The sequence below is a fragment of the Idiomarina sp. HB genome, assembly GCF_048059115.1.
GTDB lineage: Bacteria > Pseudomonadota > Gammaproteobacteria > Enterobacterales > Alteromonadaceae > Idiomarina > Idiomarina abyssalis.
The window spans coordinates 91,003-102,320 of sequence record NZ_JAYLVU010000004.1 but is presented as its reverse complement, the minus strand read 5'-3'; the positions used below and the strand labels follow the sequence as shown (position 1 = coordinate 102,320).

Below are 11,318 nucleotides of genomic sequence, written 5' to 3'. Positions count from 1 at the left end.
GAATATGGCTGAGAAACGTAATATTTTTCTTGTTGGGCCCATGGGGGCTGGCAAAAGTACGATTGGCCGTCAAATCGCCAGACAATTACATTTAGAGTTCTTCGACTCAGATTCTGAAATCGAGCGCCGCACAGGGGCCGATATCAGTTGGGTTTTTGAACTTGAAGGTGAAGAAGGCTTTCGTGCACGCGAAGAAAAAGTAATCGAAGAGCTTACCGAAAACATGGGTATTGTCTTAGCGACAGGTGGCGGCTCGGTCATGAGCAAAGAAAGCCGTAACCGTCTGTCGGCTCGGGGTGTTGTTGTGTATTTAAAAACACCCATTGAGAAACAACTGGCGCGCACTCAGCGCGACAAACGCCGGCCTTTAATTGCAGAAGCTGACGACCCGCGTAAAGTGCTGGAGCAACTGGCGCAAGAACGCGACCCTTTATACGAAGAAATTGCAGACATCACGGTACAAACCGATGATCAAAGCGCAAAATTCGTCGTCAATGACATTATCGATCAACTCGAGTCGATTAACGGCCTCGGGTAAGTAAAGGGAGCTGCGTTCATGGCTGAGGTTAACGTCTCTTTAGGTGAACGCAGCTACACCATCTACATTGGTAACGCCCTGTTATCAAACTACGTAGAAAACCTCCCGCATAGACTCAATCAACAGCTACTGGTCATCACTAACCCGACCATCAGCCAGCACTATTTAAAGCCATTATTAAGTGCGCTTGCCGGCCATCAGGTCGAAGTATTTGAAATGCGCGACGGCGAACAGTTTAAAAGCCTGGAAAGCTACAGCGAAGCCATGGATCTTCTTATTAACGCTGGCTTTAACCGCGACTGCGGCATTATTGCTTTAGGCGGAGGTGTGGTTGGTGACCTAGCGGGCTTTGTGGCGTCAACATTTCAACGGGGTGTCGACTTTTACCAAATTCCGACCACCCTATTGTCGCAGGTTGATTCTTCCGTGGGCGGAAAAACAGCGGTTAACCATCCGCAGGGGAAAAACCTGATTGGCGCTTTCTATCAGCCCAAATCGGTGGTTATCGACATAGACTGCTTGCAAACACTGACTGAACGGGACTACCGCAGCGGCCTGGCCGAAGTGGTTAAATACGGTGTTATCTACGACGCTGAGTTTTTCCACTGGCTGGAACAGCATACGACAGAGTTAAGTCAGCAAGACCCGGCAGCACTGACTTATGCTATTCAACGCAGCTGCGAAATTAAAGCGGAAGTTGTCGCCCAGGACGAGCGCGAAAAAGGCCTACGGGCATTACTCAATTTAGGCCACACTTTTGGACACGCCATTGAAGCCGCCACCGAATACGGCGCATGGACACACGGCGAAGCCGTAGCTGCTGGCATTATAATTGCATCTAAGCTGTCAGAAGTGACACAGCGGCTCGATTCGTCAGATTTTCGACGCATTAAAGATTTACTGCTGGCACTTGGCTTGCCAACGAAGGGCCCGCAAATGCCCTGGCAGGACTGGTTAGACTACATGCAGCGCGACAAAAAAGTAAAAGACGGTCAGCTGCACTTTGTTCTTCCAGTTGCTATTGGTAAAGCTGAAGTCGTCAGTACTGTAGAACACAATACCGTTGCTGCTGTGATCACTGAATGTTGCTAACGCCAACGCGTTATCTCTATTCGGCTGACAGACAGGAACAGACAGATGCAAGCACTTGCAACCACACAACACATTGTTGCCGCGCCGGTAAAAACCAAACCAAGCCAGCAACAGGTTATTGACCAGCTCCACCAAAATTGCCAGCAAAGCGTTTCGCTTATTATGCTGCACGGCAAAGAGGGCAGCGGTAAAACCACCATTGCAGAAGTGTTTCTGGAGCAGGCATCAGAATACGCGGAAGTGGCTTTTATCAGCGCCAATGAACGCTCCACCAACGACCGACTTCGCGCACAAATACTCAACCAGTTGTTCGGCACCATCAGCATTAACGACGAGTCACTAAGTCGTCAGATGCAACGCCAGCGTCCGCTTAACCACGCCATTATTGTTATCGATAACGGTGAGCTACTGTCAGAAAGCTTTTTAGCCGAGTGCATTTCCACCGTTACTCAGCTTAGCGCCATTGGTCAGCGCACCAGCATTATCATTACCGGCGACAGCCGCTGGGCACAGCAACAACGCCCGGCGCCGCACTTGCGTGTACAAGGGCCCACCATGATTGAGGTTCAGCCACTTAATCATGACGAACAGATTCGCTTTGTGCAGGCCTTACTGCCGGAGAAGCAGCGTAGCTTCTGGAACCTGGAACGCATTCAACAATTTTTAAACTCCATTCATGGGTTTCCCGGTGAAATTCAGCAGCGTTTGCAGTTAACCTTAACGACTCAGGCAGCACGCTACCGCGATACCAATGCCGAAGAGAATGCTGACAATACCAACGCCAGCGAACAGAGCAAAGCGAACCATAAATCAGAACAGGGCAGCCGTCGCAAAATGCGTCTGTGGCCTATTCTTTTAATTGCAGCCATTATGAGTCTGGCCTTTGCTGGCTTTCTGAATAAAGAGCAGCTGACCGCCTACTGGCAACAAGTGAATCCGGAATCAGCGGCATCGGCAGAAGCCACGACCGAAGAAGGCGATGCAAACAGTGCCACGACAGCCGAAGATAAAACAGCAACAGAAGCTACCGAACAGACGACCAGTTTGCCCAGCTTTGAACCGCTCAATGAACGTTCTTTAGAACTGGTTCCTGCGGAACTGGCCGCCTCTTACCGCAATGCGTTAGGTACATTAAACACCGTAGCCGCCTCTGAAATTACAGAAGGCGAAATTTCGCTGGGCTTTATTAAACAACAGCCGAAGCAACAAGAGCCGCAGGAAGCTGAGCCTGTCGGGCAGTCTAACGAGCAGTCGGCAGCCGAGGCAGGCATTGATACCGTTGTAGCCAAACCAGAACCAGAAGTTAAAGCAGAACAACCTGAACCACAACCACAACAGTCTCAGCCTCAAGCGCGGCCGTTCCAGACCCAGTGGGCACTGGATCAGAACTCAGGCAATTACACGCTGCAAATCAGTATTATTAGTGACCCGCAGCTACTGCGCAGTTTCCGTAATGACTACGGTATTGCCGCTAATACCCAGGTGTATCAGCGCGCTGACCAACGTTATGTGGTTATTTTTGGCAGCTACCCCAGCATTGAGCAAGCACGTGCAGCCGCCACTCAGCTGCCGACCGATGTGCAGCAAATGGAGCCCTGGGCTAAGTCGTTTGCCAGTGTGCAAAACGACATTACTAGCCAGTAGCCGGACGAATAGCGCAGTCAGCAATTTTCATCCCCCGGCCTTTGGGTTACAATCCCTTGAGGATCCACCAACGGCCGGCGCATGAAGAAGAATCGGGCATTTTTAAAATGGGCAGGCGGTAAGTACTCACTTATCGAGCCGATAACAGCACGCTTGCCGCAAGGTAAAAAGCTCATCGAACCTTTTGTGGGTGCCGGTTCAGTTTTTCTGAATACCGACTACGACAGCTACCTGCTTAACGACATTAATCAGGACCTCATTACCCTGTATCAGTTTGTGAAGCGCCGTCCGAAGACTTTTATTCAGGACGCCCGCAAGCTCTTCGTTAACCGTAACAACCAGGCCGACGCTTACTACGCACTGCGTGCCGCCTTTAATGCCAGCAGCGACCCTTACTTTCGCTCTTTGCTTTTTTTATATATGAACCGCCACGGCTACAACGGCCTGTGTCGCTATAACAGCAAAGGCATTTTTAATGTGCCCTTTGGTGATTACCGCAAACCGTATTTCCCTGAAAAAGAGCTCGAGCATTTTGCCGAGAAAGCGCGCAAGGCCAAGTTTATTTGCCGCCCGTTTGAACAAGTGTTTCGACGTGCCCGACAAGGCGACGTGATTTATTGCGACCCGCCCTACGCCCCGCTGGACCAGACCTCTAACTTTACCAGCTACGCGACCGGTGGCTTTGGCCTGACTGACCAGGACGAGTTAGCCCGCCGGGCAGTTCAAGTTGCGAAAAAGCGCCACATTCCGGTACTGATAAGCAACCACGACACCGACCTCACCCGGGCTTTATACAAACACGCCGACATCAGTAGCTTGTCGGTCTCGCGCAGCATCAGTCAAAAAGGCGATGGCCGCAAACCCGTAGCCGAGCTGCTCGCTTTATACGATAGCGAAGTCAATAAAAGCAACGTGGTTTCTCTTAGCAACTCATTGAAGAAAGTAGGCACATGAACTGGCACTTAAAAGCATTTAACGATCTTTCGCTGCACGATCTCTACGACTTGCTGAAACTTAGACAAGAAGTTTTCGTGGTGGAGCAAACTTGTCCCTACCTGGATGCCGACGGCGCAGACGAGCAGGCTTTACATTTGTACGCCCGCAACGACACCCGCGAAATGGTCGCCTACGCCCGGCTTTACCTGGCCACCGCCGATACCGGCTATTCTCGTATTGGTCGGGTAATAACCCATGAAAAAATGCGCCGGCAGAAGCTAGGCAGAGAAGTCATGCAACGCAGTATCGACTATCTTGAAGAATATGCCCCCAAAGCCCCAATTCGGGTAGGCGCACAGGTTTATCTGCTGAAGTTCTACCAAAGCTTCGGCTTTGAAGCCATTAGCGACGAGTATCTGGAAGACGATATTCCACACATTGATATGCAACGTAAGGCCGCACAGTGACCGCCGCAGTCCGGGTTCCCGTTCTTGCAGGCAGCGACGCTGAAACCATTGAGGCAAAGGCGATTGCTAAGCGTTGGTGCCTCCCGTCTGAAGCCACCGATAATGACGTTTTTCAACTTTGGTTGAACGACGATGTACTCGCGCTGCATTGGCTGCAAAGCCCACAAAAAATGTCACCTTTAGTGGTCGACTTTCATCAGGGCAAAGCGGCCTACCGTGCTCAGAACACGCAGTTAAAAAACGAAGCTATTGCTAAAGCAGTAGGTGTCACCGGGCAGTTTAAACCATCGGTTGTCGACGGAACCGCCGGCCTGGGGCGGGACGCCTTTGTACTAGCCGGACTGGGTTGTGACGTTCAGTTAATTGAACGTCACCCGGTTGTCGCTGCGCTGCTCGATAACGGCCTGCACAGAGCCCAGCAGGAAGCCGACTTCATTGGCGAAACCTGCCAGCGCATGCATTTAATCGGAACCGACAACTTATATACGGGTAAAGGCTTCACCCACGAGCCCGACGTGGTTTATTTAGACCCCATGTACCCAAAAACCGGCAAGCAAAAGGCACAAGTGAAAAAAGACATGCAAATGTTCCAGCAGTTAGTCGGCAGCGACGAAGACGCCGATTCATTGCTAGAGCCTGCGCTTAATAACGCTAAATTCCGAGTCGTAGTTAAGCGCCCCAACAGCGCACCTTTTCTGGCCGGGCGTGAACCAAACAGCCAAATTAATAGTAAAAAGCATCGCTTTGATGTTTACATAAAACGAGGTTTTCATGAGTCAGCAAATTAAAGAAGGCGATAAAATTCCATCAGGTTCACTGACCAGCAAAGGTGATCTTGGCATTCAGAACTATGACCCGGCAGAAATATTCGCCAAAGGCACACACGTATTGTTCTCAGTGCCTGGCGCGTTTACTCCGACCTGTTCGGAGAAACACTTGCCCGGCTACGTAGAGCACGCCGAAGCGTTAAAAGAAGCGGGAGTTCTGAGCATTAATTGTGTAGCCGTAAATGACGCCTTTGTTATGAAGGCCTGGGGCGACGCATTAGGGATCGGAGAAAAGGTTCGGTTATTGTCCGACGGCAACGGCGCATACAACCAGACAATGGGCCTTAGCATGGACACCGGTAACTTTGGTGGCATACGTTCTAAGCGCTACGCCATGATCATTACCGACGGCCAGGTAAAAGGTGTGTTTGTAGAAGAGGACAAGTCCTTTGAAGTGAGCAAAGCCGAATACATACTGGAGCAACTGCAAAAATAATGTCGAACTGGGATGTGATTATTATTGGTGCCGGTGCGGCGGGGTTGCATTGCGCCGCCCATGCCGCACAGCGCGGTAAGTCGGTGCTGGTATTGGATCACGCCAAGCAGGCAGGTAAGAAAATTCTGATTTCCGGCGGCGGCCGCTGCAACTTCACCAATATGTACGCTGGCCCGGAAAACTTTCTGTCTTCCAACCCGCATTTTTGCAAGTCGGCACTCAGCCGCTACACCCAATGGGACTTTATTGGCCTGGTGGCTGAGTACGGCATTGCCTACCACGAAAAAACCTTAGGCCAGTTGTTTTGCGACGACTCCGCCAAAGACATTGTGCGCATGTTAATGAGCGAATGCGACCGATACGGCGCCAAAGTTCAGCTACGCACCGAGATTGTGTCGGTAGACTACGACGGCAACTACCGCATTGAAACCAGCCGCGGCGACTATAGCTGCGACAAACTGGTTATTGCCTGTGGCGGGCTATCTATGCCCAAATTGGGCGCGACCCCGCTGGGGTATCAAATTGCGGAGCAGTTTGGCCATTCCATTGTGCCGGTACGCGCAGGTTTAGTGCCTTTTACCCTGCAAGAAGACGAAAAAGCCCGCTTTGCCGAGCTTTCCGGTGTGGCTGTACCCGTCAGTGCAGAAGCCCATGGCGGTTATTTCCGTGAAGCCATGCTGTTTACCCACCGCGGTGTCAGCGGACCGGCCATTTTGCAGGTTTCCTCCTACTGGCAGCCCGGCGAAGCCGTGACTATTAACCTGCTACCCGACTTAGACGCCTTTGAGTGGCTGAAAACGCAACAACAGCAACAACCCAAAACTCAGCTCAATACCGTATTACAGCAACACTTCCCTAAACGCGTAGTGACCGCGCTAGCAGAGCACCACCAATGGCCACTGAACAACAAACTGGCCGATACTTCTAACGCGCAGTTTCAGGCCATAGCCGACAACCTTAACCGCTGGCAGCTAAAACCCAACGGCACCGAAGGTTACCGCACCGCCGAAGTCACCTTAGGCGGTGTTAATGTTGACGAAGTCAGCTCCAAAACCATGGAAAGCCAGAAGCAACCCGGCCTGTACTTTATTGGCGAAGTGCTGGATGTAACCGGTTGGTTGGGAGGCTTTAATTTTCAATGGGCGTGGAGCAGTGGCTTTGCTTGTGGGTCGGAGGTTTAAGTGATTGCCAGAGCGATCACTTGTGCTGGTTAGTTCCGCTTGGTGCCAGGAGGCGAACCGGGATCAGACTAATTAGCCGACAACTATATTTTATTCAATGGGTAAATAAATATCGGTTATCATTTCGTTCTCTGGCACATCCGGGAAGAAACTGACTCGCTCGAAGTAAATAGGAAAGTCCCGCACTTCAACCTCAGACTTCGGCAGCCATTGGGTATAAAGAAAGCTTACTATCACACCGATAGAGTCATCGCTACCAATATGCCTAACTACGGCGCATCGTCCCGCAGGAATAACTTTGTTGACTATGCCGTAGTCATTCGCGGCGACTGGCTTATCGACAGAGCAGGCTATATCGAGTCGATAGTCGTCTGGTGCGGTAACATTCGGGTCATCGTAAACCAAGTTAAATGTCTTACTTTTGCTTGGCGGGATATGACTAAGCTTTCTCCATTCAATAAATTTTTGTAGCGAAGCCCCCAATAAACTTGGCGCCCCGCGATGTTCCATTACCGCGATTAGAGTTTCAGGAAACTCTTTAATATCAACGTTAAATTTTGTGCCGTTATCCATAATATTTTTCCTTAGCATTAATATCGGTTCATATTTCTCGTGCCAAGGGGTCCAATTAGCCGCCTTTCTGAATTCGGATGGACTTTTCTCAAAGTGCTTTTTAAACACCCGAGAAAAGGCTTCATGACTCTCGTAGCCATTTGCCAGCGCTATATCCAGAACTCTTTCATGATCTCTGTAGGCCAACTGATAAGCAGCCCTTTTGAGCCTAAGCAACCGTACCAGTTTTATTACCGACATTCCCATGAATGCCGAACACTGCCTGTGAAAATGATACTTGGACAAATGCGCAAGCTTGCACAGCGTATCAATATCAAGGTCAGCGTCCAGATTCGCCTCAATGTGACTAATAACTTTCTCAAACCGACCTTGATAGTTCGACATATAAGTAATTCTCCCCTTAGCGGTTTAATACTAAAACTTAATAGAGGGTTAATCTTGACTAAGGTTGCTCAATATCGAGGGAAATTTGTTCTACGCAGCAGCTTTTTAGCAATACCAACACACAGCATAGCCACAGCCGTAACAACAAATAATTGTCCGAACATTTGAAGCGCGAACTTAGGCCAACAGTAGCCATTGCTCGCAAATAACTAGGTTACACATATACGTCGTGCAAACTCAAGCTCTTCTACTCACCTTTATGTTTGTTAGGAGTAACTTGACGATAGACATCAAGTTGCCGTTAAATGGCAACGAACAATATTTCACCAAGCTATCATCGTATTGAACTTTCACTTCATAATTAAGGATAGGTTCCATGGCTAGTCAAAACCTTGCTGAAGAGCTACACCTTATTGCAATTGGCGACCAACAGGCTTTTAAGCGGTTTTATAAACAGACTGCGGCTAAGCTATTTGGAGTCAGCCTTGCGATACTCCGCGAAAGAAACCTTGCCGAAGACGTGCTTCAGGATACTTATATCAAAGTCTGGCATTCTGCCTCGCAGTATCGTGCTGATCAGGGAACGGCTATGTCATGGGTGACCAGTATGGTTCGTTATCGTGCCATTGATGTTTTACGTTCGTCGGATAATCGGGCCATATCTGTAGATGACATCGAGCGCCTCGTTAGCCAAAATGCTGTTGATGTGATGAACGAGGAGGAGGCCGATGCCCCGCGGCTTGATGATTGTCTTGGTAAATTGCAAGGCTCACAGCGACATTCTATTCACCTTGCGTACCTGTTTGGATTGACGCATCAAGAGATCAGCCACCATTTAGGAGAAGCATTGGGGTCGATTAAAACCTGGATTCGTCGCGGGTTGGACAGTCTGAAGAGGTGCCTGCAATCATGAATTATGATAATCAAGAATTGACCGAACAATTGGCGCGCCGCTACGTTATAGGATTGATGCGCGGCTCAGCGAGGATTCGTTTTAGATCATTGATACAAAGCAGTTCATCTATCAATCGACAGGTTATTTATTGGGAAGGGCAACTAAACCATTTGACTGACCGTCTACAGCCCGTTAACCCACCGGCAAAGCTGTGGAACACGATCTACGGGCGCCTATTCAGCCGCAACCAACGAAGTTTCGATCTATGGCATTGGCTTGGTCCGGTTGGTACTGCCGCAGCAGTCGTGTTAGCTATATTCCTGGTGCAGCAAACCGTATTCACCCCAGATACGGCAGATAGCCGTGTGGCGGTGATTCAAAACGAACAACAAAAATCATTGTGGGTATTAAGCATCTCGGATAACTCAATCGAAGTTGTTCCCCAGAGAACTATCGAGCCATACTCCGATAAAGACTATCAGTTGTGGATGTTACCTGCTGATGGTTCTAACCCTGTATCACTGGGTCTACTACCAGAACAGGCCGGAAGCATAATGCTTACACCTCCGGATGCCTTTAAGTTGGCGCAAGTTAGTGGTTTAGCCGTGAGTCTGGAGCCTGCCGGAGGTTCCCCGACAGGGCTGCCTACTGGACCCGTTTTATATACAACTGATATTGCTCAGCTATAAAAAAATATTTTTTTGAATCCAATATGCCCTCTCGTTCGGATAGCTCATGAAGAACTAAAATAACGAGAGGGCATTATGAAAAAACTATTTTCTAAAAAACCATTAGCCACAGCGATTGTGGCTGCAGGGATCGTATCAGCAACCGCACTGGCATCCAGTCACCGCGAAGCGCCTAACATCACTCGCTTTCCAGCATTAGATTCAACCGACTTTTATCTATTCAATAGTTATGAGCCTGGCCGCGAGGATTACGTTACCGCCATCGCTAACTATGTTCCGTTGCAAGACGCTTATGGTGGTCCTAATTACTTCGCTATGGACGAATCAGCGGTTTACTCTATCCATTTTGATAGTGATGGTGACGCTGAAGAAGACCTGACCTTTGAGTTCCGTTTTGATAACTCACTGCCAAATGGCGGCGTGAAGCTACCCGTTGGTACAGATGGTATGCAGAAAGATGTAAGTGTACCGCTGAAGTTTATCGGCGCTATTTCGGCAAGCGACCAGAGCACCCTCAACTTTAATGAATCCTTTACCATTAATGTCGTCAATGGACCTCAAAAAAGTGGCACCTCGGCACAGGTTATGGGCGTTTCGGGTGAACAAGAGTTTACTAAACCATTGGCGTTTGTGGGAGAGAAGACATTTGGCAGTGCACAGGGCTACCAGGATTATGCAAACCAGTATGTATATGAAATCAACATTCCAAACTGCTCGATGCCGGGTAAGGTGTTTGTAGGTCAACGCAAAGACCCCTTCGTCGTTAACCTAGGTGAAACCTTTGACCTCGTGAATTATGTGCCCATCGAGGCAGGCGCGTTCCCAGGCGGGATAGAGCAGAGTGACGCCAATGATGACTTGCGTAACAAGAACATCAACACCATTGCCCTTGAGCTACCAAAAAGTTGCATCACAGGTGACGGCAATGGGGTCGTCGGCAGCTGGACAACCGCACAAGTACCTCAGGCGCGATTGCAAAATCCTAACGCTACATTTGAAAAGCCCGACGTTAATGCCGGCGCTTTGGTTCAGGTATCGCGCTTAGGCGCACCATTAGTGAACGAACTCGTTATTGGTATCGATGATAAAGACACGTTCTCATCGTCGGCACCGAGTGAAGACGGCCAATTTGCTGATTACGTTACGCACCCAACGCTACCGGTTATTCTTGACCTACTGTTCCGTGAACCCGTGAATACAACCTTAGGTACCGACTTCGACAGCTTGGCGCCATCGAACTATCCACGCACCGATCTTGTGGCTGCGTTTCTAACCGGCGTCGAGGGTGTAAACCAACAGACAATGGTCACGCCATCAGAAATGTTACGGTTAAATACCGGCATTCCGGCCACACCCGCTCAAGAGCAGGCTGCTTTAGGCGTTGCAGGCGATGATTTAGCGGGCTTCCCTAACGGCCGCAGGCCAGGTGATGACGTAGTGGATATCGCCTTAAGAGTGGTTATGGGCGCGTTATGTCACGACATTCCCGTTAATGGTGAGGCAACTAACTTAGGCTTTTGCAGCCCAGACGACGCCCCCGTCGGCAATGTACCTTTCACCGATGGAGCCCCCATCGACGCCAGCTACGTTAACGATGGATTCCCTTATCTGAAAACGCCGACACCGGGTTCAGCGAGCGAATAACGCAGCATGGGA

12 protein-coding genes are annotated in these 11,318 nt (G+C 49.7%); 11 read left to right on the top strand and 1 reads right to left on the bottom strand.

What is annotated here, in order from left to right; genetic code table 11:
- The first annotated feature begins 4 nt into the window (after positions 1-4).
- From aroK to VBY75_RS11525, 8 genes are all read left to right on the top strand, one after another.
- On the top strand, positions 5-538 hold the full coding sequence (gene aroK, locus VBY75_RS11560) for a shikimate kinase AroK (RefSeq protein ID WP_199495065.1): 534 nt from the start codon (positions 5-7) through the stop codon (positions 536-538).
- 18 nt (positions 539-556) lie between these two features.
- Positions 557-1,630 (top strand): 3-dehydroquinate synthase, encoded by a 1,074-nt coding sequence (gene aroB, locus VBY75_RS11555; protein WP_416512619.1) that lies wholly within the window; start codon positions 557-559, stop codon positions 1,628-1,630.
- Between the two features lie 45 nt (positions 1,631-1,675).
- Positions 1,676-3,274 (top strand): AAA family ATPase, encoded by a 1,599-nt coding sequence (locus tag VBY75_RS11550; RefSeq protein WP_416512617.1) that lies wholly within the window; start codon positions 1,676-1,678, stop codon positions 3,272-3,274.
- A gap of 81 nt (positions 3,275-3,355) precedes the next feature.
- Positions 3,356-4,228, top strand: a complete 873-nt coding sequence (locus tag VBY75_RS11545; protein ID WP_199495068.1) for a Dam family site-specific DNA-(adenine-N6)-methyltransferase — start codon at positions 3,356-3,358, stop codon at positions 4,226-4,228.
- Entirely contained in the window at positions 4,225-4,677 is a 453-nt protein-coding gene (locus VBY75_RS11540) for a GNAT family N-acetyltransferase (protein WP_416512615.1), read from the top strand. Before VBY75_RS11545 ends, VBY75_RS11540 begins: the two co-directional genes overlap by 4 nt.
- Positions 4,674-5,465 carry a class I SAM-dependent methyltransferase gene (locus tag VBY75_RS11535; protein WP_416512613.1) on the top strand — a complete coding sequence of 264 codons (792 nt, stop codon included), beginning with the start codon at positions 4,674-4,676 and terminating at the stop codon, positions 5,463-5,465. Before VBY75_RS11540 ends, VBY75_RS11535 begins: the two co-directional genes overlap by 4 nt.
- Positions 5,449-5,940, top strand: a complete 492-nt coding sequence (locus tag VBY75_RS11530) for a peroxiredoxin (protein WP_054490362.1) — start codon at positions 5,449-5,451, stop codon at positions 5,938-5,940. Before VBY75_RS11535 ends, VBY75_RS11530 begins: the two co-directional genes overlap by 17 nt.
- Positions 5,940-7,121: an NAD(P)/FAD-dependent oxidoreductase gene (locus VBY75_RS11525; RefSeq protein ID WP_222235961.1), complete on the top strand. Its 1,182-nt coding sequence runs from the start codon at positions 5,940-5,942 to the stop codon at positions 7,119-7,121. Before VBY75_RS11530 ends, VBY75_RS11525 begins: the two co-directional genes overlap by 1 nt.
- Before the next feature lie 90 nt (positions 7,122-7,211).
- On the opposite strand, the gene VBY75_RS11520 is transcribed toward VBY75_RS11525, so the two are convergent.
- On the bottom strand, positions 7,212-8,078 hold the full coding sequence (locus tag VBY75_RS11520) for an AraC family transcriptional regulator (RefSeq protein ID WP_222235962.1): 867 nt from the start codon (positions 8,076-8,078) through the stop codon (positions 7,212-7,214).
- Positions 8,079-8,454: 376 nt separating this feature from the next.
- Between VBY75_RS11520 and VBY75_RS11515 the strand changes: the two genes are divergently transcribed.
- From VBY75_RS11515 to VBY75_RS11505, 3 genes are all read left to right on the top strand, one after another.
- Positions 8,455-8,991 (top strand): sigma-70 family RNA polymerase sigma factor, encoded by a 537-nt coding sequence (locus VBY75_RS11515; protein WP_199495080.1) that lies wholly within the window; start codon positions 8,455-8,457, stop codon positions 8,989-8,991.
- A gap of 152 nt (positions 8,992-9,143) precedes the next feature.
- Complete coding sequence (locus tag VBY75_RS11510) at positions 9,144-9,662, top strand: anti-sigma factor domain-containing protein (protein ID WP_416512609.1); 519 nt, start codon at positions 9,144-9,146, stop codon at positions 9,660-9,662.
- A gap of 75 nt (positions 9,663-9,737) precedes the next feature.
- The gene (locus VBY75_RS11505; RefSeq protein WP_222235964.1) at positions 9,738-11,306 is read left to right on the top strand and encodes a DUF4331 domain-containing protein; all 1,569 of its coding nucleotides are present in this window, start codon (positions 9,738-9,740) and stop codon (positions 11,304-11,306) included.
- The last annotated feature ends 12 nt before the right edge of the window (positions 11,307-11,318 follow it).

Excerpts from the sequence above, each read along its gene's own strand:
- aroK (WP_199495065.1), top strand. The coding sequence starts at position 5 with ATGGCTGAGAAACGTAATATTTTTCTTGTTGGGCCCATGGGGGCTGGC.
- aroB (WP_416512619.1), top strand. The coding sequence starts at position 557 with ATGGCTGAGGTTAACGTCTCTTTAGGTGAACGCAGCTACACCATCTAC.
- VBY75_RS11550 (WP_416512617.1), top strand. The coding sequence starts at position 1,676 with ATGCAAGCACTTGCAACCACACAACACATTGTTGCCGCGCCGGTAAAA.
- VBY75_RS11545 (WP_199495068.1), top strand. The coding sequence starts at position 3,356 with ATGAAGAAGAATCGGGCATTTTTAAAATGGGCAGGCGGTAAGTACTCA.
- VBY75_RS11540 (WP_416512615.1), top strand. The coding sequence starts at position 4,225 with ATGAACTGGCACTTAAAAGCATTTAACGATCTTTCGCTGCACGATCTC.
- VBY75_RS11530 (WP_054490362.1), top strand. The coding sequence starts at position 5,449 with ATGAGTCAGCAAATTAAAGAAGGCGATAAAATTCCATCAGGTTCACTG.
- VBY75_RS11525 (WP_222235961.1), top strand. The coding sequence starts at position 5,940 with ATGTCGAACTGGGATGTGATTATTATTGGTGCCGGTGCGGCGGGGTTG.
- VBY75_RS11520 (WP_222235962.1), bottom strand. The coding sequence starts at position 8,078 with ATGTCGAACTATCAAGGTCGGTTTGAGAAAGTTATTAGTCACATTGAG.
- VBY75_RS11515 (WP_199495080.1), top strand. The coding sequence starts at position 8,455 with ATGGCTAGTCAAAACCTTGCTGAAGAGCTACACCTTATTGCAATTGGC.
- VBY75_RS11505 (WP_222235964.1), top strand. The coding sequence starts at position 9,738 with ATGAAAAAACTATTTTCTAAAAAACCATTAGCCACAGCGATTGTGGCT.